General features: G+C 49.2%; 13 protein-coding genes. 6 read left to right on the top strand and 7 right to left on the bottom strand.

Features of this window, described 5'->3' with window-relative positions:
* Window positions 1-13: 13 nt before the first annotated feature.
* From ICL07_RS15760 to ICL07_RS15750, 3 genes are read right to left on the bottom strand one after another with little or no spacing between them, the layout of a single operon-like run.
* Window positions 14-2,494: a leucine-rich repeat domain-containing protein gene (locus ICL07_RS15760; protein ID WP_188088988.1), complete on the bottom strand. Its 2,481-nt coding sequence runs from the start codon at window positions 2,492-2,494 to the stop codon at window positions 14-16.
* Window positions 2,495-2,498: 4 nt separating this feature from the next.
* Entirely contained in the window at window positions 2,499-3,635 is a 1,137-nt protein-coding gene (locus tag ICL07_RS15755) for an AAA family ATPase (protein ID WP_188088987.1), read from the bottom strand.
* A 25-nt stretch (window positions 3,636-3,660) separates the two neighbouring features.
* Entirely contained in the window at window positions 3,661-4,887 is a 1,227-nt protein-coding gene (locus tag ICL07_RS15750) for a vWA domain-containing protein (protein WP_188088986.1), read from the bottom strand.
* 189 nt (window positions 4,888-5,076) lie between these two features.
* On the opposite strand from ICL07_RS15750, the gene ICL07_RS15745 reads away from it, so the two are divergent.
* Together ICL07_RS15745 and ICL07_RS15740 are read left to right on the top strand one after the other, a co-directional pair.
* Complete coding sequence (locus ICL07_RS15745) at window positions 5,077-9,711, top strand: DUF3320 domain-containing protein (RefSeq protein ID WP_188088985.1); 4,635 nt, start codon at window positions 5,077-5,079, stop codon at window positions 9,709-9,711.
* A gap of 139 nt (window positions 9,712-9,850) precedes the next feature.
* Entirely contained in the window at window positions 9,851-12,247 is a 2,397-nt protein-coding gene (locus tag ICL07_RS15740; RefSeq protein ID WP_188088984.1) for an ABC transporter permease, read from the top strand.
* Here the strand turns inward: ICL07_RS15740 and ygiD are convergent, their stop codons facing one another.
* The 4 genes from ygiD to msrA form a co-directional block, all read right to left on the bottom strand.
* Window positions 12,248-13,078, bottom strand: coding sequence for a 4,5-DOPA-extradiol-dioxygenase (gene ygiD, locus ICL07_RS15735; RefSeq protein ID WP_188088983.1), 831 nt, complete (start codon window positions 13,076-13,078; stop codon window positions 12,248-12,250).
* Between the two features lie 125 nt (window positions 13,079-13,203).
* Window positions 13,204-13,611 (bottom strand): Rrf2 family transcriptional regulator, encoded by a 408-nt coding sequence (locus ICL07_RS15730; protein ID WP_188088982.1) that lies wholly within the window; start codon window positions 13,609-13,611, stop codon window positions 13,204-13,206.
* An 80-nt stretch (window positions 13,612-13,691) separates the two neighbouring features.
* On the bottom strand, window positions 13,692-14,117 hold the full coding sequence (locus ICL07_RS15725; protein WP_188088981.1) for a hypothetical protein: 426 nt from the start codon (window positions 14,115-14,117) through the stop codon (window positions 13,692-13,694).
* 148 nt (window positions 14,118-14,265) lie between these two features.
* The gene (msrA, locus tag ICL07_RS15720) at window positions 14,266-14,910 is read right to left on the bottom strand and encodes a peptide-methionine (S)-S-oxide reductase MsrA (protein WP_246485076.1); all 645 of its coding nucleotides are present in this window, start codon (window positions 14,908-14,910) and stop codon (window positions 14,266-14,268) included.
* Between the two features lie 454 nt (window positions 14,911-15,364).
* On the opposite strand from msrA, the gene ICL07_RS15715 reads away from it, so the two are divergent.
* The 4 genes from ICL07_RS15715 to ICL07_RS15700 all read left to right on the top strand — a co-directional run bounded on the left by ICL07_RS15715 (window position 15,365) and on the right by ICL07_RS15700 (window position 23,235).
* Window positions 15,365-17,485, top strand: a complete 2,121-nt coding sequence (locus tag ICL07_RS15715; protein ID WP_188088980.1) for an endonuclease MutS2 — start codon at window positions 15,365-15,367, stop codon at window positions 17,483-17,485.
* 20 nt (window positions 17,486-17,505) lie between these two features.
* Window positions 17,506-18,393 (top strand): helix-turn-helix domain-containing protein, encoded by an 888-nt coding sequence (locus tag ICL07_RS15710; RefSeq protein ID WP_188088979.1) that lies wholly within the window; start codon window positions 17,506-17,508, stop codon window positions 18,391-18,393.
* 352 nt (window positions 18,394-18,745) lie between these two features.
* Window positions 18,746-19,921, top strand: coding sequence for an efflux RND transporter periplasmic adaptor subunit (locus ICL07_RS15705; protein WP_188088978.1), 1,176 nt, complete (start codon window positions 18,746-18,748; stop codon window positions 19,919-19,921).
* 113 nt (window positions 19,922-20,034) lie between these two features.
* A complete protein-coding gene (locus tag ICL07_RS15700; RefSeq protein ID WP_188088977.1) occupies window positions 20,035-23,235 on the top strand; it encodes an efflux RND transporter permease subunit in 3,201 nt (1,066 codons plus the stop codon).
* Window positions 23,236-23,270 lie beyond the last annotated feature (35 nt).

Raw genomic sequence — 23,270 nt, 5'->3', positions numbered from 1 at the left:
CCTGTTTTATTTTCTACCGCAGATACATACCGCCTATTTTACCTGGAGGTAACGGGTTGTTATGTACTTTCCAGTAAAGCCTGGAATAATTCTCGTTGCCATAGATTTCAAAGTGAGGATGTACGGATGAAATCCGGTTATGGCTGAAATCCGCGTTTTCTATCCGTGCATGGGAAAGGTGCGCGGGTAGCTCCTCCAACAGGTTATGCTGCATCCAGAAATCCCGGAACCGTTCATGCTGCATTTGCGGTAGAATGCTGATCTGGTTATGATGCCCGTAAAAACTGGACATTGGTTTCTCAAACACCGAAGGATGTAATACCGTCAGCTGATTGTGCGAAATATCCAGGACATCAACTTTAATATTACCGCCGGTAAACTCAAATTGTTTCAACAGGTTACGGGAAAGATTCAGGTCGGTCCATACCACCGGCTGACCGCCGGTAGCGGCCATCAGTTGATGTGGGTCCATCTCCGGTATTTTGTTGGAGCGCAATAACAAGGTCGAGTTCTTGTATTTCCCCAGGAAATAAGGGAACGTTTTAATCAGGTTATTGCTGAAATCCAGGTGTTCTAATTTAGGCAGCTGACCCAGGGTTTCCGGTACGGTTGTTAATTTGTTATACCGGACTTCAAAGCGGGAAAGTTGCTGCATGTTGAACACCGCTGCCGGAATGGCCGTCAGCTGATTGTTGCTCAGCATCAGCGTCTGAAGACCTTTCAACGATTGCAACCAATCCCAGTTTTGTAGTTTTAACCCGGTAGCATCCAGGTATTGAAGATGTACCAGCGATTGCAGGGAATCTTCTACGGCCAGGGTATTGTGCGCTATCTCCAGTCTTTCCAGCTGCGTTAGTGTGTTGATGGAAGCGGGTATTTGAATATGACAGGAGTTAAGCCGCAGGTACTTCATGTTGGTCATCTCCTGGAAAACAGGAATAGCTGCTTCAATATTAAAACCTTCGCAGTTCTCAAAATCCCAGTCGGTAATCTGTGTAAAATACGCTACTTCAGGAGGCAGGGTAATATTAGCGATGCCTTTCATACTGAAAGCATCTGCGCGGACCTTGCTGATGTTATTGTTGGAACCTGCTACCAGCTGGTACATGAGACGGAACATCACTTCATCTACATCGTCTTTATTCACCACAATGCGTTGCAGTTTGCTGTTAACGTTACCGCCTACACGAAGTGATATTTTATTGCTTTTTATATACTGACGAAAAGCCTGGGAACCATATTTGTCATACAGTTTTTCTGCTTTTTTATGGATCGTTTTATCCGGATGGGCCAGCATCACCACAGCCAGTAAGGTTTGTATGATTTTATTGGCACCGCCGGTTTCAATAATTTCAAAGGCGAGCCGGTAGTTGTCCGGATCATTGGAGGCAAACAAGCGCATGAGCTGTGTATTGGCGGCTTCATTGTCGTCTTGTAGCAGCCAGTGGTCGCCTTGTCCGATCAGTATTTCGGAGAGCTGGTCTACCGTAATCACCTGGCAGCCGGCATCCAGTAAAGGCATCAGTTCTTCTATCGTAGTACCCGGACCAATCACCACGATGGTGTTGGCATCGGTTTGTTTACTGTTGACGCTGATCCCGTATTTTTCCAGCTTTTCGTTGATGGATTTCTGGCTCTCTCCTTTGGGTTTGACCATCAGGTAGAGGCTCGGTTGTTTTTTGTCTGCAATGGCCTGTGCCAGGAGGTTAGGCAATAACTGGTTGATAGCAGCGATCATTTCCACGTGCAATGCAAACAACAGCTGCAGCTGTGATGCATTATAGGTCTTGCCTTTCATCCGGTGACGGAATGCCGGTAGGGAATCGCTGAAATCATAATACATGTTGACATGTTTGGTGACAGCCAGCGATAACGCGCTGTTCACCGAATGAAGATTCCAGTAGTTGATATGCCACAGCCCTAACAGATCGAGTTTGTCCAGTTGGGGCATATTTTCCAGGGCAAGTAACTGCGTATAGTCTTCCTGGTTAACGGCAACACGCAGCTCACGGAGTGCCGGAATGGCCGGTTGTAATGCCAGTATCTCCTTTACTTTGCCGGTCATTTTATTATTTTGAATGACCAGCTGCGTCAGGTTCTTCAGCTGGTATATATTCTCCGGAAAGGCATATCCCCGCCAGTCATACAGTGAAAGTTTACGCAGTGCCGGAAGCTTTGCCAGTAGTGGCAATCCTTTATTCAAATCCATATTGCCATTACTGAGGTCGATACTTTCCAACTGCTGCAGCTGTACTATTTCTGCTGGTATGGCTTTTACTTTAGTTCCCCGGATGGACAGCACCTTTAATTGCTGTAATGTAAAAAGAGAACCGGGCAACACCGTCAGGTTTTTTACAGTGATGGAAAGTTCCTGTGTGTTGGGATATTGCAGGAAGATGTCCTCCGGAAGGCTATGCAGAGCGCCATCGGCATCATCGATTTGCAGGAAGCGGAGGGCAGGGGTGTAACGGATATATCTACTTAAATCAGTCATGACATTACATTTTGGTGAGCAGCAGTTTGGCTACTTCAGGTATGCTATACAGTTTTTTCAGGCTTTTGCTGGAAGCGTTAACGAGGTCCTGCGCCATAGACAGTCGCAGATCGTTCGGGATGAAATCCAGTAATATAAAGGCTTTCAGGTTGGCGAAAGATTTATCGTTGAGCTCTTCTTTCATATAAAGCAGGTAGTTGGTCAGCCTGGTCATCATCACGGAGAGGATGTCCATGCGTTTGGTTTTACCATCTACCAGCCCTTTTATTTGCGCTTCCATGATCTGGAAGTTAGGCGCGTGGATAATATCGTGTGGCTCGATGAGTTTATCCATGTCCATATTCACGAACGTGATAAAAGCGGTGGTGGTGGCTTCATCCAGACAACCGTCTCCCAGCATTTTTACCAGGTCGAGGTTGGCGCGCAAATCGGAAATCGTTTCGAGGGATTGGAAAAACTGTACCAGTGAGCGTGGTGTGGTACGGGCGCCGGTCACCACTTCCGGATAGGAGAGAATGAAGTCGATACCACGGGAGTCAATGCCGGCGCCTTCTGCCCAGCGTGCCCAGGTTTTTACATCAAACTCCATGGTCACATGCATCATGCGGGTGAGCATGGCGTCGTCCATAGTAGATACGGAATAGTCGCCGCCGTCAGGATTGGCGGTGAGTACAATGATCCAGCCTTCGGGGAAGCGCCAGCTGATAAGTTCGTAGTTCTGCAACAGCTGCATGATACCACGAAGGATACGGTCATCGGCACGGTTCACGTCATCGATCAGGAAGATGCCGGGGCCGGCCTGTTTGGGTACCCAGTCGGGCGCAACAAACAAGGTGGCGGCATTATCCTGTTGCTGGGCTATTTTAGGCATCCCTAAGAGATCGCCCATTTCTTCAAACTGTGCGGGGGCAATATAGGTGAACTGATATCCTTTGCGCAGGGCAAAGTCGCGCACCATTTCTGTTTTACCAATGCCATGCAAACCCCAGATACAAACGGGGGTAGGTCTGCGTTTACCGGCATGTTCGGGGTTGTCAAAATGCTGATGGGTTACATGTTCCAGCATTTTCTCCACCTGTTGGGCATTTACTTTTGTTCCGTAGGTGATGTAGTTGAATTGCAGTGTTTTCGTTGTTGTCATAATATTTTTCTGAGTCGGTATATATTCAGTATGCTATCAGTTTGGCTTTTCTGCCCGGCAGCTGCCGGAATTCGGCGGAATCAGCGGTTATGCCGTCGGTGCTGATGACCCATAAAAGCGGGAACCTGGGCGTCGCATCTGGTGGTGGTGCATATCCGTCCGTGAAATAGATCAGTCCATCGGGGCGGAAGGTATCGTTGCCATAATGAATCGGCGGATTAAAATCGGTACCGCCGCGGCCCAATACAAATTCGGGTGGCGTGCCTTTGTAGCTGTAGGTCCGTTGTACGGCGGCATCGCATTCGAGTATCCGTATTTCGGCGCCCTGGCGCCAGATATGATGTACTTCATTAAAAAAAGAGGCCAGATCATTGCCACCTACGCTGCCGGAAGTATCTACCGCGATCAGCAGTTTTTTCTGTTTCCGGATTTTAATACCGGGATTGGTGCCAAAGCGTCTGGACGGGCGTTTGAGTGTATTGCGCACTTTTGTTTTGCTGCTGCTTTCGGAAAACAGGCGGATCACCCGGCGCCAGTCTACCAGTGGTTTGCTTTTCAGCAGGATAGATTCCAGGTAGGACCGGATAGCGCCGGGCAGCTTGCCATATGTTTTTTCGTTGGTACGTGACCGTGCAATGCCGATGAGATTATCTATTTCTGCGCTGGTCAGGTCTTTTTCCAGCTGCAGGCGGTTGTAGATCTCCCGCCAGCGGCGATGGCGTTCCATGCCATGGGAGGCTTCCGTGATAGCTGCCAGCATGGCGGCGGAGGCGGAGTCTTTAAACAGCGTGCCAGCGTTGTCTTTCAGGTGTTTCAGTTTGGCGTAATAGTATTGCCAGGTCTGGTCTTTCTCCAGTTCCAGTTCCGGAAAACCTTCCAGGAAAACGGATTCGTCCGGCAGCTGCGAGCGGTCGATGTATTGATTGACGACAATATCCATGGCAATGTTGACCAGCAGGCGGTCGGCCAGCGGATCATTCACCAGCGTATGTTTGAAGACGATGTGCAATACTTCATGTTTTACCACGCCATAACGGTGCCGCTTATCTTTAAAAAAATTGTCCCAGAATTCCGGGTTGATATACAGGGTATGTCCTCTCTCACGCAGGCCTACAGCCATGGTGCTGATATCTGAATCCGGGCTGGTGACTTCTTTATTGATCGCTGCAAAAAAATGGGAATAAAAAGGTTCCTGCATCAGTAGGTCGATGCTGGTCCGGGTAACTTCTTCCAGTATTCTTCGATGGTCCATGACTTCGGCGGGGTATTTTTGCAGCAGCAAAGTATAATAAAAAAGTTAATGCGCCAAGGAAGGATGTATTTTCAGGCAGGATCTTTGCTGAAAGGGCTTCTTCACTATATCTTGTTATCATCAAATATTTCCTCGGGTGCACCGTTAATAGGAGTATATTTGCAACGTTTATATTTTGCCAGGCTAATTATGATTGCATCCATATTGACCAGACTGGAGTCATCCCGAAAAGAGCTGCTGGATCTGGGACTGAAAAATCCCCTTTTAAACTACAAGTTATCTGCCAGCAAAGGGTTACACATTGTCGACGAAGTTTCCGCAGCCGTTTACGGGTTGCTGGTAAAGGAAAATAAAACACTGACGTTCCTCGACCGTCCGGATAAAAAAGCCGGACAGCCCGAGGTGGTGTACCAGGAGCAGCCCGCTGCCACCGGTAAAGATGCCGTGCACGATACCCGGCTACAGACCAACGAATCGCAACTGAACCTGCATACCCGTTTGCTCAACACCTACTATGCCGCCAGGATGAGCATAGAAGAACAGGGTTTTAATATCCTGTACCTGTCGCTCGGGATGCTGCAATGGTGCGAAGCCGGCAGTACAGAAGCCCGGCTGGCGCCCCTGGTGCTGGTGCCGGTGCAACTGGACCGTTCGGATATCCGGGAACGTTTCCGTTTGAAATATACCCAGGAAGAAGTGGAGGGCAACATTTCGCTGGAAGCGAAAATGAAAGCCGATTTTAACATAGGGCTGCCCGAACTACCGGAGACAGAGGATTTTGATATCGATGAATATTTTAAAGCCGTAGCTGCCGCCATTGAAGGCATGCCCGGCTGGAAAGTGGAGCCCGACGCCATAGAGCTGGGTTTCTTCTCTTTCGGGAAATTCATGATCTATAACGATCTGGATGCCGCTAACTGGCCGGAAGAAAACGGACCGCTGAACCATCCCGTCATCAACAGCCTGTTTGGCGGCGGTTTTTCCGATAATCAACCCGGTATTGCGGAAGATGCTTTTATTGACAACGAACCCCGTGCCGATGAACTATTCCAGGTAGTAGATGCGGATAGTTCGCAGATACTGGCCATGCTGGCCGTACAGGAAGGCAAACACCTGGTGATACAGGGCCCGCCGGGCACCGGTAAATCACAGACCATCACCAACATCATTGCCGATGCGGTAGGGCGTGGAAAAAAAGTGTTGTTCGTAGCAGAGAAAATGGCCGCGCTGGAAGTGGTAAAACGCCGGCTGGATAACATTCAGCTGGGAGAAGCCTGCCTGGAACTGCACAGCCATAAAGCCAATAAAAAAGAATTACACCAGGAACTGCGCCGGGTGCTGGAACTGGGCCGCCCTTCCGTGCAAAAGTTACGGGAAGAAGTATTGCTGCTCAATACACACCGGCAGGAGCTGAATGAATATTGTGAGGCGATCAATGAACCGGTAGGACAGAGCGGTCTTTCGGTGCATCGGCTCACTGGCTACCTGTTACGTATAAACGAAGCCGTGGCGGGTAAAACGTTGCCGGCCATCACCCCGCCGGACATGGCTTCCTGGGATACTGCGGCTATGAACAAGGCTACGGCCATGGCTCAACGTATACAGGCCTGTTTGAGCGAAGCGGGTATGCCTGCTCAACTGTTGTTCCTGGGCAGCCGGTTGACCGTGCTGCTGCCGCATCAGCAGGAAGCGTTGCAAAAACAACTGCAGGAAACGATGGCCGCATTACAGGAATTACAGGATGCCGTTGCCCGCATTGCCGGAAAAATGGGACTCGAGATACCACCTGATATATCAGCTACGCAACAACTGATACATATCTGCGATTTACTGTCGCAACAACCGGACCTCAACGGATTGAATACCGGCAGTAAAGCCTGGTTGCTGCAACAGCAGGATATCCTTTCCTGGCTGGAAGCCGGCCGCCGTTTGACGGCTATTCATACGGCTTACCAGGATGTACTGATACCGGAAGCTTTTTCCCAGGACCTGATGGAGGTGCGCCAAAACTTACTGGCACATGGCACCAGGTGGTACAAGTTCCTGATCGGCAGCTATAACCGCAGTAATAAACAACTGGCCGCCCTCTGTAAGGGCGCATTGCCAAAAGATAACGACGAAAAATTGCAATATGTGGACGGTATCATGGAGTATCGCCGTCATGATGCTTTGTTACAGGAACATGCCGCACTGGCCCGTGACCTGTTTGGTCCGCGCTGGCAAAAACATCAAACCGACTGGGATGCGCTGGACACGGCTACTGCCTATATAACGGACATGCATAAACGCATCGCTGCCGGTACCTGCCCGGAAGCCGTGCTGGACTGTCTGCATAAAAACATAGACCCTGCGGTAGCAGCGGCTGACCGCGATGCATTACAGCAGGCCTGCGATAAAACAGGTGCGTTACAAGCCGGTGTATTACAACAACTGGATATGCCGGACCATCAGTGGCCGGCGGCTTTTACCGCTACAGCGCAACAACTGGCTATGTGGAAAGACCGGTTACCGGAAATACACCATACCATTGCCTGGAACAATATCAGGGATACGGCTGCACAGGAAAATTTATCCTGCCTGATCACGCCGTCGGCGGACTGGCCGGAAGCGGCGCGCCTGCTGAAGACGGTATTACAGAAAACATGGTACGAATACCTGTTGGAATCCGCCGTGAAAGCGCATCCTGCGTTGCGTCGTTTCGACAGGGCCGGGCATGAGGAACTGGTACAACAATTCCGCCGCCTCGATGCCATGAACTTACAGTATAACCGTGCCCGTGCCGCGCTGAGCCACTGGGAACAACTACCGCGTATGGAGGCTGGCGGCCAGGTAAATATTATCCGCACAGAATTCAACAAAAAAGCACGGCATATGCCGGTGCGGAAACTGATGAAGGAAGCGGGGCTGGCTATTCAGGCCATTAAACCGGTGTTTATGATGAGTCCTTTGTCTATCGCCAATTTCCTGCCGCCGGGGGCGCTGGAGTTCGACCTGGTGATCTTTGACGAAGCCAGCCAGGTGAGGCCGGTAGAAGCGCTGGGCGCGGTGTTGCGTGGTAAACAGCTGGTGGTAGTGGGTGATACCAAACAGTTACCGCCTACCAGTTTCTTTGATACGCTGACGAAAGAAGTGGAAGACGAAGAGAACGTAACCGCCGATATGCAGAGCATCCTCGGTTTGTGTGATGCGCAAGGTGCGCCGCAACGTATGTTGCGCTGGCATTACCGTAGCCGCCATGAATCGTTGATCACGTTGTCCAACCATGAATTTTATGATAACAAACTGGTGATATTCCCCAGCCCCGGTTCCAAAGACAGCCGCGGCCTGGTGTTTCACCATCTGCCGGAAACCGCGTACGACCGTGGTAAAACCCGCTCCAATCCTAAAGAAGCGGAAACGGTGGCAGATGCGGTGATGGAGCATGCGCGCCGTCATCCGGGTTTGAGCCTGGGAGTGGTGGCTTTCAGCACCTCCCAGCGGGAAGCTATTACGGTAGCGCTGGAAACGCGGCGCCGCAATAATCCTGAGCTGGAATCCTTTTTCCGTCAGCATGCCGATGAGCCGTTTTTTGTGAAGAACCTGGAAAACGTGCAGGGTGATGAAAGAGACGTCATTTTTATTTCTATCGGTTACGGCCGTACGGAGGAAGGTTATGTGGCGATGTCTTTCGGTCCGCTCAACAACGAAGGCGGCGAACGCCGGCTCAACGTACTGATTACCCGTGCAAAATTGCGCTGTGAGGTGTTTACCAACCTTACCGCCGATGATATAGATCTGAACCGGACACAAAGCCAGGGTATTGCTGCGTTGAAAAACTTCCTGTACTATGCTCAGCACGGACGGCTCAATATGACGGTGGAAACCGGATTGCCGGCCGATAGTCCTTTTGAAGAGAACGTAGCTGCCAAGCTGGAAGAGAAAGGATACATTGTGCGGAAGCAGGTAGGTTCCCGTGGATTTTATATCGACATGGCTATTGTGGACCCGGATAATCCCGGACGTTATATACTCGGTATTGAATGTGACGGCGCGGCCTATCATTCTGCCCGCTCCGCGCGTGACCGTGACCGGTTGCGGCAGCAGATGCTGGAAGCTATCGGCTGGAAGATACACCGGATCTGGAGTACGGACTGGTTCCGTAATCCGGCTAAAGAACTGGAGCGGCTGATAACAGCCATCGAAGCGGCGAAAGCGGCGTTGGCTATCGATGATGAAGTGAAGGAAGAAATACCGCCTGCCCCGCCAACATTAAAAAGAGAGGTGGTCGTCGAAGATACCGATGAAACGCAGTTGTATGAAGTAGCCGTGCTGCCGGAAGAAATCCGGGACCAGGAATTTCATGCCACGCCTATTGGCAGTTTATGCGACTGGATAGAGCAGGTGGTGAATATAGAAAGCCCGGTACACTTCGACGAAGTGGCCCGCCGTATGGTGGAGGCAGCGGGTATTACGCGGGTAGGCCCACGCATACGGGAGATACTGCGGCATGCTGTAAGGCATTCGGATGCCAGCAAACGTATCAAGATAAAAGGGCAGTTTTTATGGCACACTGCCCTGCCAGAGCCGGTGGTACGTAATCGCAGCCTGTTGCCGCCTGCTGCCCGTAAAATCGGTTATATTTCGGTAGAAGAAATAGGGGCCGCATTGGAGAAAGTAGTTAAAGACGCTATCGCCATACAACGGGAGGATGCGGTGCCTTTTATCGCAAAACTGTTTGGCTATAGCCGGGTGACGGAAGAAATGAAAGAAGAGATCCTGAAAGCAATAGATATCAACGTCGCCAACCAGGTAGTGCAGGTGGAAGGCGATCTGCTAAAGGCATAACCGAACAACGAGTGTATCAGAAACGGACATGTGTATATTTTTTGTTATGCATATGTCCTTTCTTTTTATAGCAGGCGCTGCGTGGCATGTTTATTCGTCGGGATGAGGTGAAGGTATGTTTACCCTAAACTGTAACCACATGTTCAGGAATTATTTATTGATCGCCTGGCGTAATCTGACCAGGCATAAGTATTACACGCTGATCAATATTGCCGGACTGGCAATTGGACTGGCTACCTGCTGGCTGCTGTTGTTGTATGTATTGGGAGAAACCAGCTATGAAAACTTTTTCACCAATAAAGACCGGGTATATCGTGCTGTAAATAATGCCAGCTGGGCCGGCGGCAGCCTGAATGTAGCCACTACTTCTGCGCCTTTTGCTGCACCGCTTAAAAAAGATTATCCCGAAATAGAAGAAGTGACGCGCATCTTACCCGATGGTGGCAGCCTGCTGGAATATGGTGGGAAAAAGATGCAGGTAGAAGATATCATTTTTGCAGATAGTACGCTATTGAAAGTACTTCCTTTTCCGCTGGCAGCAGGAGATGCAAAACACTGTCTGGAGCAGCCCAACGCTTTATTGCTGACCAGGTCACTGGCGGCAAAGATATTTGGTAATCCCCTGGATGCCATGGGGAAAATGATCCGCACAGAGGACAGTTCGCTGGTGTTCCAGGTAACCGGCATCCTCGAAGACGTACCTTCCAACTCTCACTTTGCTTTTAGTGCGGTGCGTGTATTGCCCGCTAACTATAACGCCGATGGCTGGCAGAATTTTGACGTATATACGTATTTGTTATTACGGCAAGGGGCAAACGTAAAAGCGCTGGAAAAAAAACTGCCGCAATTCGGAGAACGGTATGTAAAACCCCACATGGGTGAGGTAACCTACAACATGACGTTGCAGCCGCTCCCGTCGATCCATCTGCACTCGCACCTGGGTTATGAGATGGGATCGAATGGTAACGTTCTCTACGTATATGTGTTCCTGTTTACCGGCTTATTGATATTGATGATAGCCTGTATCAACTATATGAACCTGTCCACCGCACGGGCCACCAGCCGGGTGAAGGAAATCGGCGTACGCAAAACAATGGGCTCGGGCCGTGAAGAAATAGCGCGGATGTTTATGGCAGAATCGTTGTTATTGACTGTGATAGCGGGTGTGGTGGCATTGGGATTAGTCGTACTGGCGTTACCGTATTTCAATAATTTTGCGCACCGGCAGTTGTCGTTGTGGCAGTTTGGAGTAGCCCGGACTATCGGCGCCATCCTCTTACTGGTATTGTTGACCGGGTTGCTGGCCGGTATATATCCGGCGGTGTTTATGTCTGGTTTCCGGGTGATCAGTGCTTTAAAAGGGCGTTTGAGTGGCAGTAGTCATGCGGGTTTCCGAAAGGGGTTGGTCACCTTCCAGTTTATGATTGCCATTGTGCTCACTGCCAGTACGCTGGTGGCTTATGATCAGCTGCAATACGTGATGCATACCAACCTGGGTTTTAACCGGGAGCAGTTGCTTTCTTTCCATATCAGCGATGTGTCTGCCCGCAGGAATATTCCAGCTATGAAACAACAGCTGCTGGGCAATCCGCTGATCCGGGATGTGGCAGCGGTGAATAACCCGATAGGGCGTAATGATTTAGGTACCAGCGGTTATTTTTTTGAACAAAGCGGCAGTATTTCCGAATCTTCTATCCTGGCCCAAAGCCTGATGGCAGATGCGGGTTTCCTGAAAACGATGGGTATCGCTTTACAACAGGGACGTAATTTTTCAGATACCGGCGAAGCAGACCGTTATCATGCCGTGCTGGTAAATGAAACACTGGTGAAGGAGTTTCAGTTGAAAGATCCCCTGGGTAAGCGGGTGCAGTTTAAGATAGACAATAAAGGTACCCGCGCAGAAAGGGTAGTGGTAGGGGTTGTGAAGGATTTCCATACCTATTCGCTGCAGCATAAGATTGCGCCGCTGGTCATGCAGATGGCGCCATTCCCGGAAATGGAGGATAATATGTACGTGCGCGTTAGTCCGCAAAATATCCCCGCCGCCTTAGCTTATATGGAAAAGGTGTACCGGCGTTTCGATGCCTCGCATCCGTTCAGTTACCAGTTTCTCGATGATAATTTTGCCAAACAGTATGCCGGAGAACAGCAGCAGGAGAAAATATTCCTGATGTTTACGGTGCTGGCGTTGTTTATCGCCTGTCTCGGATTATTTGGTCTGGCTGCTTTTATGGCCGCGCAGCGCACACGGGAGATTGGCGTACGCAAAACGCTGGGAGCGTCTTCCGGTAGTATTGTGAAGATGTTGTCGCAGGATTTTCTGCGCCTGGTATTGTTTGCTGCCGTACTGGCGTTCCCGTTATCCTGGTGGATCATGGACCGTTGGTTGCAGCATTTTGCTTATCGTACAGGCATCAGCGTGTGGGTGTTTGTATTTACCGGCGCCGGTGTAGCAGCGGTAGCCTTGCTCACCGTCAGTTACCATGCATTCAGGGCAGCTGCGGCCAATCCGGTGAAGAGCCTCCGGGCGGATTGATTATGCCGTGCGGAAGCAGCGCATGCTGATACTGCCGTTTTGTATTTCTTCGTAGGTAAATTGAATTTCTTCGTTTGGCTTGACCAGCCCGAGCGTGTAAAGCATCGGGAGGTAGTGGTCGTTGGTGGGTATGGACAGTTCTGCCGCAGTACCCAGGGTATGGTAGTTGACCAGGTCGCCGAACGCTTTTTTCTCCAGTTTTTCCTTTACCAGTGCATCGAAAGATAGCGCCCAGTCGAATGGTTGGGCGTCGTCTGAAAATATGATGCGGCGCAGGTTGTGCACGATGTTGCCGCTACCCATGATTAATACGCCTTTATGGCGGAGGGCTTGCAATTCCGCTGCCAGTTTGAAATGATATTCCGGTGGTTGGTGATAGTCGATGCTTAGCTGATATACCGGTATATCTGCCACGGGGTACATGTGTTTCAGTACCGTCCAGGCGCCGTGATCCAGTCCCCATTGGTCATCTTCCACTACCCGGGTGGAGGTGATAAGTGCTTTGGTAGCGTGGGCGAACGCGGGAGCGCCGGGTGCGGGGTATTGTACCTGGTACAGGGCTTCCGGGAATCCGCCGAAATCGTGGATGGTTTGCGGTTGCGGTGTTACCAGTACGTGGGTGCCTTTTGTCAGCCAGTGTGCAGAGATCACGAGGATGGCGCGTGGCCTGTCGGGCAGTTGCCGGCCCATCTGTGACAGTGCATGGGTGAATGCGTTGTCGCTGATGCCGTTCATAGGATTACCGTGACCGATAAACATAACCGGCATTGCCTTTTCTGCGGTTTTTAAATCGCTGGTGATATGGTGAAAGCCTTGTAAATCCATATTCATTTTGGTATTTGGTTATTTGGTTATTTTGATATTTGGTTATTGGTGATTGTCATTTGTAAACGTTATTCCTTCAGTAATAAGATGTGCTGTAGACAGTAATAACCAAATAATCAAATGACTAAATATCAAAATTTATTGGCGAAGTCTGCCAGGGTCATGTTTTCCAGTTTCCGCAGCAGGGCGCCTTCTATTTCCTTGTAAAGATCTTCCAGGTGCAGATTAATGTTTTTGCCGACCGGACAATCCGGATTAGGATGGTTTCGGCTGTTACCCAGCAGGGATGTTTGTTGCACGGCGTGATAAATTTCCGACAACAGGATACCTTCCGCCGGTTTGGCCAGGGTGGCGCCGCCGTTTTTACCTTCCTTGCTTTCCACCATGCCGTGGTTGCGCAGGTTGCTGATTTCCTTTCTGACCAGTACGGGGTTAATGTTGATACTACCGGCAATGTAGTCGGAAGACAACAGTGCCCCGTTCTCCCTTGCGAGAAGCGTCAGAATATGTAAGGATATGGGAAACCGCGCGTTATTCATTCTGTAATTCTATTTATTACAGTACAAAGGTACGCCAAATGGGGAGAAAGGAAAAAAATTATCCTGTTGGCAGAGACCGGTTATCTCCGGCTATAGAAATAGACAATGCTGGCAACAATCAGAAGAATGATAATCAACGCGATAACACATCCATTGCGGCCCGGTTGTTTAACGGCGCTGCTCAAACCGCGGGCTTGAAGCAGGGCTTCTACCGTTTCTTTGGCATGATGGAGTGATGTTTTGGTGTCGGATAGTTTGTTGACCTCGGTGTAATAATACCTGATGCCATGGAGCTTACCGTTACTGAGGCATATCTGGATTGCTTTTTCGGCGATGGAGCTGACAGTAGCGGCTTTTTTGCCGGAAGTAACAGTTTGTTCAGGGCTGATCACCCGTTGGCAATTGTGGCAGATCACCATTACATTAAATGGATCTTTTTCGGGAACAGTGCGTATCAGCTCTTTGTTGCCGCAATAGGGGCAGATAGTTGGTGGAATTGATGTCATTAATAGCTTTTAGGAGTTGTTCTTTAAAATAGGAAAAAAATACGAATTAGCGGCGATAAATTGAGGCTGGCCAACAAACCAGGCTATAAAAAGGCAGGCCGGCCTTTGGGGCCAGCCTGTCAGTGCTTTTTCCATTTCAACATCAGGACTATTGTTTCTTCAGGTGATCTTTAAAAACCTTTTTGAATTTTTCCAGTTTAGGCTGGATCACGTACGTGCAGTAGGGTTGCCGTCCGTTCAGGTTGTAGTAGTCCTGGTGGTAATCTTCTGCCTTATAAAACGTCGTCAGCGGTGCTATTTCCGTGACAATGGGTTTATCGTAGGCGCCGGATTCCTGTAATTTTTTCTTGTAGTACTCCGCTTTTTCCTTTTGTTCGGGAGTATGATAGAAGATGACAGAGCGGTACTGTGTACCTACGTCATTGCCCTGACGGTTCAGCTGAGTAGGATCGTGGCTTACCCAAAAGGCCTGTAACAGCTCATCGTAGCTGATTTTAGCCGTATCGTAGGTTACCTGGATAACTTCAGCGTGACCAGTATTGCCTTCGCACACCTGTTCGTAGGTTGGATTGGGTACATGGCCGCCGGCATAGCCGGATTCCACTTTAAGCACACCGTCGAGGTATTGAAACTGCGCTTCGGTACACCAAAAGCAGCCGCCTCCGAAAGTGGCCTTTTCTACATGTATATTATTGGGTATTTCCATATCTGCAGGAACTTTTTCTTTCTTGTTTTGCGCACAGGCGAATAAGGCCAATGTTACGAAAAAGATGAATATTGAGTATTTGCGCATAAATTTTTATTAAAAAATACTTACTTTTTTATATATGTAAAATTCAGCACTGTAGCGGTGTTTCAGAACATTTTTGTATGTTTGCAACACCGGTTTCAATAATAAATTACGGAAAAAATGATACAGGTTAAGTTACAAGTTAGTAACTTTAACATTCTTTTTTAGCCAGAAGGAACCCATCAAGGGCCTGAAAGCCCTCAAAAAAGTAGTCAGCAGCAGCAGCAATATAGATAGAAACACCGGGTAAACCGGATACTATTGATAGTACAATGACAAAGCCGATGAGAAAGAACTAATTATTTCCCAGCATACTTCTCCCATAGCAGCTACAGCGCTTAAAGTAGCGGCATATTTATTATTTACTGGCTCCGGCGGAAGCCGCAGCACATTCATTTAACCGGCAGCCTACTTCTGTTGTTGTAAGTTAGTGCCGTCCAACTAAATATATAATCACTTGAAATATTTTCCTGAGTCTGCGTTGGTGCAGTTGGAATTCGATAAAGTACAAGCATTGCTCCAGGACCATTGTAAAACGGAACTGGGTACGCAAATGGCCGTTGAGCTTCGTTTGCACACGCATATAGACTACGTTAAAGCTGCCTTGCAACAGGCGCATGAATATAAACAACTGATCCTGTTGCAGGAGTATTTCCCCAATGATCACGTCCTGAACCTGCATACCGAACTGCGGTTGCTGTCTATCCAGGGCGCTGTACTCGCCGGTGAGCAGGCCATGTCGCTCCGTAAACTGGCGGAGAGCATGCACAGCATCGTCAAGTTTTTTGACCATGACCGGCGCATTCAGTACGGTGGCTTGTATGAGGTGATCAAGGACACCTATTATGAGAAAAAGATCACCGCACTCATTGATGAAGTGCTGGATGAAACCGGGCAGGTACGCGACAATGCTACTCCTGAACTGGCCAAGATCAGGATCTCGCTATTCCGTAAGCGAACAGAATTACGCCGCGTGTTTGACCGCATCCTTCAAAAACTGCAGAAACTCAATTACCTGGCCGACCAGGAAGAGGCTTTTCTCAATGGCAGAAGGGTAGTGGCTATCTACGCAGAAAACAAACGCATGATCAAGGGTATCATTCATGGCGAATCCGATACCCGCAAAACCGCCTTCCTGGAGCCGGAAGAAACGATTGAACTGAACAACGACATTCAATCGCTCGAAAGAGAAGAAGGCCGGGAAGTATACCGCATCCTGAAATCACTTACGGGCTCGCTGAGCGGTTATAGTTCACTGCTCAATAATTATCACCAGATACTGGGCACGTACGACTTTATCCGGGCAAAAGCCAAGCTGGCGCTGGATATGGACGGTAACTACCCGTCACTCGTACCCCATGCGCAGCTGCACCTGGTACAGGCTTATCATCCGCTGTTATTATTATATAACCGCAAAAACGGTAAGCCTACCATACCAGTGAGTATCAGCCTGGACAAAGACGCGCATATCCTGGTGATCAGCGGTCCCAATGCCGGTGGTAAAACGGTGACACTGAAAACGGTAGGCCTGATACAGCTGATGCTGCAGTCCGGCCTCCTGGTACCGGTACATCCGTCTTCCCAGCTGGGCATCTTTAAACAGGTGATGATCCATATTGGTGATACACAGTCCCTGGAGTTTGAGCTGAGTACCTACAGCTCCCATTTGAAGAACATGAAATATTTTATGGAGACTGCCAACGGCAGGACGCTGTTCTTCATCGACGAGCTGGGTAGTGGTTCAGATCCTAACCTGGGCGGTGCTTTCGCGGAGGTGATCATGGAGGAACTGGCGAAGAAACATGCTTTTGGCATTGTGACTACCCACTACCTCAACCTGAAAGTGATGGCCAACAAAGTAAAAGGTATCATCAACGGCGCGATGGGCTTCAACGAACAAACGCTGATGCCTATGTATAAGCTGATGATCGGTAAGCCCGGTAGCTCCTACACTTTCTCCATCGCTGAAAGGATTGGCCTGAACCCCGCGCTGATAGCCCGGGCCAAGAAGCTGGTAGATGAAGGTCATTTCCAGCTGGATAAGTTGCTGAACAAGGCAGAACAGGATCTTCAGAAAGTAGAGACCAAAGAAAAAGAGTTACAGAAGTTGCTCAAAGAAAATGAAAGGTTGAAGCGTGAGTATGAAGTTCTGTCAGATAAAGAGAAAAAACATCAGCAGATCACGTTCCTGAAACTGCAAAACCAGATCAAAGAAACCGATTTGGCATATTTGAAGGATATGGAACGCAAATTGAAGCAGATCGTGGTTGAATGGAAACGTGCCGGCGACAGCAACGACAGAGAGAAGGTGATGAAACAGGCGGAGATACTGCTGTTCCGTCGCCGTGAAAAGCAAATCAATGAAAAGCACAATAAAAAAGTGCAGGATAAGTTTGAAGAGGTAGGCAAGGATGTGAAGGTGGGTGACCAGGTGAAAATCCTGACCAACCGCCAGGTAGGCCGCCTGATAGAAATCCGGGACAAACGCGGTATTGTACAGCTGGGCAACATTCCGATCAATGTGAAATTGAGCGACCTCGTAGTTGTACAGGAAAAGCCGACAGAGCCCGTTGACTGATCACTTCAAAAAAAAGAACCATGGAAGTTACAAAAGCAGGAAAGATAGCAGAGATACCCATGTACCGGTTGGAAGACTGTGTGGACGGCATGCCGTTTTACATTGGTCAGATAGATGGTTGTAATGAGGAGGCGTTGGAAAACTGGAGTGTGCCGCACCGCCACAACGTGTTCAGTATCGATATACTGCTGAAAGGAACTATCCGGCAAGCCATTGATTTCAGACAATATGAAGTAACTGCACCCGCCATCATGCTGATGGAGCCTGACCAGGTCCATCAGCATGCCATGGGGGAAGATGTGGAGCTGATCAATATCTCTTTTACACACGAATTCCTGGTCCCTGAAATGCAGGGCGTCATCAGTTGCTGGCATTGTATTTTTAATTCCGGTATGGTGCCGTTGAATGAGGAACAACTGGATGAACTGATGGCCTATGCCCGGTTACTGAAACAGGAGTATGAAAGTGATAAGGCGCGTAAGGAAGCGGTGATCCGTAACCTGCTGAATGCGCTGGTTATTGCTATCGGCCGTATTTCGGAGCCTTCCAATTCCTGGCTGAGTGCCGAGAACTCGCAGTTCAATATGGCGCGTCAGTTTAAAGTGCTGGTAGACCAGCATTTCCATGAGAAGACACAAGTGTCTGACTATGCGGAAATGTTGTTCGTGACGCCCGGACATTTAAATGACACGGTAAAAAGCCTGCTCGGCAGAAATGCCAAATATGTGATCGATGAAAAAAGGACGATGGAAGCAAAACGTCTATTGTACTGGGGAGAACACTCCGTAAAACAGATCGCCGCCCGTCTGAATTTCGAGGATGATGCTTACTTTAACCGTTTTTTTAAGAAACATACGGGACTTACGCCGGCCTCGTTCCAGAAAACGACCCGTGAAAAGTACAATTAAACCCGTAATAATTTAAACGTCCGTTAACATTAATATATTAATTTTGCATCGTTATCAATAGAAATGATGTTGCCCGTACATCATTTATAAATTTGAAAACCATGAATGATTTGATTGCGGATTAGCCGTAACACCCTTCTTTTTTATTTTATTATTTACAGAAGTAACATTTTGTTGCGTGCTTACGTATAACAATGCTGTGACGTTATACGTGGCCCGAAGCCGCAACGTTGACTTTCTGTATTTCACTCCCGAACGCTGTTTACTAAAACTGCTGCTGTGAAGCAATGTGAGTTGTATTGCCTTCACACCAGAGGGGAGATTTATTTGTCGTATGATTAAAAAAACAAGCATGAAACCAAAAAGATCCGTTTTTGCAAACTTGCCGGCAGGCTTACTGTATAGTGTCGTGATTCTTTCCCTGTTGTCTGGTTGCGGTACTTCGCAGGCGCACCAGGAAGGACCGCAGGCGGCCGCTTTACCGGTACTGAAACTGAATGCCGTACCGGCCACCACTTACCGTGAATTCAGCGCTACGCTGGAGGGCCGTACCAATGTGGAGATCCGTCCGCAGGTAGAAGGTATACTGGATAAGATTTATGTAGATGAAGGAGCATACGTGAAAGCCGGTCAACCGCTATTTAAGATCAATGACCGCGTGTATACTGAAGTACAAAGCAATGCGAGCGCTACACTGCTGGCCGCTAAAGCTAACCTGGAAAAGGCACAGCTGGAAGTGGACCGTCTTACGCCGCTGGTAAATAATAATGTAGTGGGCGAAGTGCAGCTGAAAACCGCACAGGCCAACTACCAGGCTGCCAAGGCAGCCGTAGCGCAGGCACAGGCTCAACTGGGCAGCGCAGGTATCAATGTAGGCTATACGCTGATTACCGCTCCTGTGAGTGGTTATATTGGCAGGATTCCTTATAAAGTGGGAGCCCTGGTAGGCCGCGCTGAGCCACAACCACTGACGGTACTCTCTGATGTAAACGAGATATACGCTTACTTTTCCATGAGCGAAGGCGACTTCCTGAAGTTTAAAAATGAAACTGCCGGCAGCAGCATCGCTGATAAAGTAAAACAGTTACCGGCGGTAGGCCTGAAACTGGCAGATAATACCATCTACGCAGAAAAAGGAAAAATAGAAACCATGGAAGGTCAGTTTGATAAAACCATGGGCGCTATCAGCTTCCGGGCTACTTTCCCGAATGGCGGCGGACTGCTGCGTACCGGTAACACCGGTAAGATCCTCATCCCTGAACAGTTCAGCGATGCGGTAGTGGTTCCCACAGAAGCTACCTACGAGCTGCAGGACAAAGTGATGGTGTTTATCGTAGCTGACAGCAACAAAGTGACAGGTGTTCCCATTACCATATCCGGTAAAAGCGGTAACTACTATTTTGTGGAGAAAGGCGTGAAGTCCGGCCAACGGATTGTTTACTCCGGTCTGGACCGTCTGCAGGACGGCGCCGTGATCGCTCCGCAACAAATGTCACTGGACAGCCTGCTGAAAGTAAGGCCACTCTGATGTTTTTGTGACGCATCCGCAAAGCGGGGCTGCCAGCCGTTACCGGCACTGTGCTTTGCGGATAACCCTCATTCCGTCATCCTTCCGGATGATGTTTAAATACTATTGACATTATGTTTAGAAAATTCATAGAACGGCCTGTATTGGCTACCGTTATATCCATCCTGCTGGTCTTACTGGGGATACTGGGGCTGGTTACGCTTCCCATGAGCCAGTTCCCGGACATTGCGCCGCCCAGCGTTTCCGTAACGGCTTCCTATCCGGGCGCCAACGCTGAAGTGGTGGCCCGTTCCGTAGCAACGCCTATTGAAGAGGCGGTGAACGGGGTGGAGAACATGACCTACATGACCTCTCAATCCAACAACGATGGTTCCATGGCCCTCACGGTGTATTTCCGCCTGGGTACCGATCCGGACCTGGCCGCGGTGAACGTGCAGAACCGTGTATCCAAAGCTACCAGCCAATTACCGGCTGAAGTAATTCAGACAGGTGTGAGCACCCAGAAAGTACAGAACGGTATGATCATGGTGGTGAACCTGCAGAGCGACAAAGAGGAGTATAATGAGACCTTCCTGCAGAACTATGCGAAGATCAACATCATCCCGGAGATACAGCGTGTAAAAGGGGTAGGGCAAGCCATGGTGTTTGGCGCCAAAGACTATTCCATGCGTATCTGGTTGCGCCCTGACCGGTTGACAGCTTACAATATGTCTCCCCAGGAAGTACTGGGTGCTATCCGCGATCAAAACCTGGAAGCAGCTCCCGGCCGCTTTGGTGAAGGCAGCCAGGAATCTTTTGAATATGTATTGAAATATAAAGGCAAGTTCAACAAGGATAAACAATATGAAGACATCATCCTGCGCTCCAATGCGGATGGTTCCGTATTGCGCCTGAAAGACGTAGCCCGCGTGGAATTTGGTTCTTTCACCTATGGTAGTGATACCCGGGTAAATGGTAAGTATGGTATTGGTATCGCTATCAACCAGACCGCTGGTTCCAACGCGAATGAAATACAGGAAGAGATCAATAAGCTGATGAAAAAAGCTGAAAAATCTCTCCCTACCGGTATCGAATACTTTAATATTTACAGCACAAAAGAATACCTGGACGAGTCTATCGATCAGGTGAAACATACACTGATTGAAGCCTTCATCCTGGTGTTCATCGTGGTGTTCATCTTCCTGCAGGATTTCCGTTCCACCCTTATTCCGGCTATTGCCGTACCGGTGGCGATCATAGGTACCTTCTTCTTCATGAAACTTTTTGGTTTCTCCATTAACCTGCTCACGCTGTTCGCCCTGATCCTGGCGATTGGTATCGTAGTGGATGACGCCATTGTGGTAGTGGAGGCGGTCCATTCGAAAATGGAGAAAGGCGCCAATCCGCGCATAGCGACCTTGTCGTCTATGCAGGAGATATCCGGCGCCATCATTTCCATTACGCTTGTGATGTCTGCGGTGTTTGTGCCGGTAGGTTTCATGGAAGGCCCGGTGGGCGTGTTTTACCGGCAGTTTGCCTTTACACTGGCTATCGCCATCCTGATTTCGGCGCTGAACGCGTTGACGCTAAGCCCCGCTTTGTGTGCATTGATCCTGAAAAACAACCACACGGAGGGGCACGGACATGAAAATGGTAAACTGAATGGTCATGCGCCACAACCCAAACAAAGTTTCGGCAAACGTTTCTTTGCCGCCTTCAATGTGGGTTTCAACGCCATGACTGAAAAATATGCCCGTAGCCTGCAGTTCCTGATCAAACGTAAATGGATCACCATTGGTGCATTGATCGTGATTGGTGGCGCTACTTTCTGGATGATGCGGAAAACGCCTACCGGCTTTATTCCTACAGAAGACCAGGGTTTTGCGGTGTTTGTGGTGAGCATGCCTCCCGGTTCCTCCCTGGAACGTACCCGTGAAGTGGTGAAGAAAGTAGAGAATATGATTAAAGACCTGGAAGGTACCTACGCTTACCTGAGCGTATCCGGTTTCAACTTCATGAGCAACTCCAGCAGTGCTACTTCCGGTGTGGGTTTTATCAAAATGAAACCGCATGCCGACCGTGGTAAGATCAAAGACATGGATGCCATCATGGGTATGTTGCAGGCCAAGTTCTCTACCATACCGGAAGCGAGGGTGTTTAGCATGAGCATGCCTACCGTACCGGGCTTTAGTAACGTAGCCGGTTTTGAAATGGTGTTGCAGGACCGTACCGGTACCGGAGCGCTGGATAAACTGGGCAATACCGCCTGGGGTTTTATCGGAGAGCTGATGAAGCGTAAAGAAATTGCTTTTGCCTTCACCACGTTCAATAATGGTCACCCGCAATATGAAATAGAAATCGACGACCGTAAAGCCAAACAGCTGGGTATTGCTGTAAGCGATATCCTGCAGACCATGCAGGTGTACTATGGTAGTATGTTTGCCTCCGACTTCAACCGTTTTGGTAAATATTACCGGGTGATTGTACAGGCAGATGCTGATCAGCGTAAAGACCCTTCCTCACTGGATGGGGTATACGTTAAAAACCAGCATAATGAAATGGTGCCTATCAACACTGTAGTAGCACTGAAACGCGTATACGGACCGGAGACAGTAACCCGTAACAACCTGTTCAATGCGGTGACCATCAACGGTACAGCGAAACCTGGTTACGGTAGTGGTGATGCCATCAAGGCCGTAGAAGAAGTGGCGGCACAGTACCTGCCGAGAGGCTACACTTACGAATGGGTAGGTATGTCTAAAGAGGAAATCAGTGCCGGTAGCCAGTCTACCATCATCTTTACCCTCTGTCTGATATTTGTGTACTTCCTGCTGGCAGCGCAATACGAAAGTTATATCCTGCCGCTGGCGGTGATCCTCTCCATACCGTTGGGTATCTTCGGTGTATTTGCGTTCATCAACCTGTTCGGTATCGATAACAATATATATGTACAGGTAGGTTTAATCATGTTGATAGGGTTGTTGGCTAAAAACGCCATCCTGATCGTGGAATACGCGGTACAGAGAAGACGCAGTGGCATGGGACTGGTAGCATCCGGTATCCGTGCGGCCCGCCTGCGTCTCCGCCCTATTTTGATGACCTCTTTTGCCTTCATCGCAGGTTTGTTGCCGCTGATGCGCGCTACCGGCTCTTCGGCGCTGGGTAACCGTTCCATCAGTACCGGTGCTGCCGGCGGTATGCTTACCGGTGTGATACTCGGTGTATTTGCTATCCCGGTATTGTATGTGATTTTCCAGTATCTGCAGGAAAAGATCAGCCGCAAACCGATTGTGGCAGAAGAGAAAAAAGAAGAGATCGCCGAACTGGTACACTAACCGTCAGCATATCTATAACAGAAACGAAAACAGAC

This window comes from Chitinophaga qingshengii, from assembly GCF_014529935.1.
Classification (GTDB): Bacteria; Bacteroidota; Bacteroidia; order Chitinophagales; family Chitinophagaceae; genus Chitinophaga; species Chitinophaga qingshengii.
The sequence above is the reverse complement of the archived record's forward strand: the minus strand, read 5'-3'. Positions and strand labels throughout refer to the sequence as shown.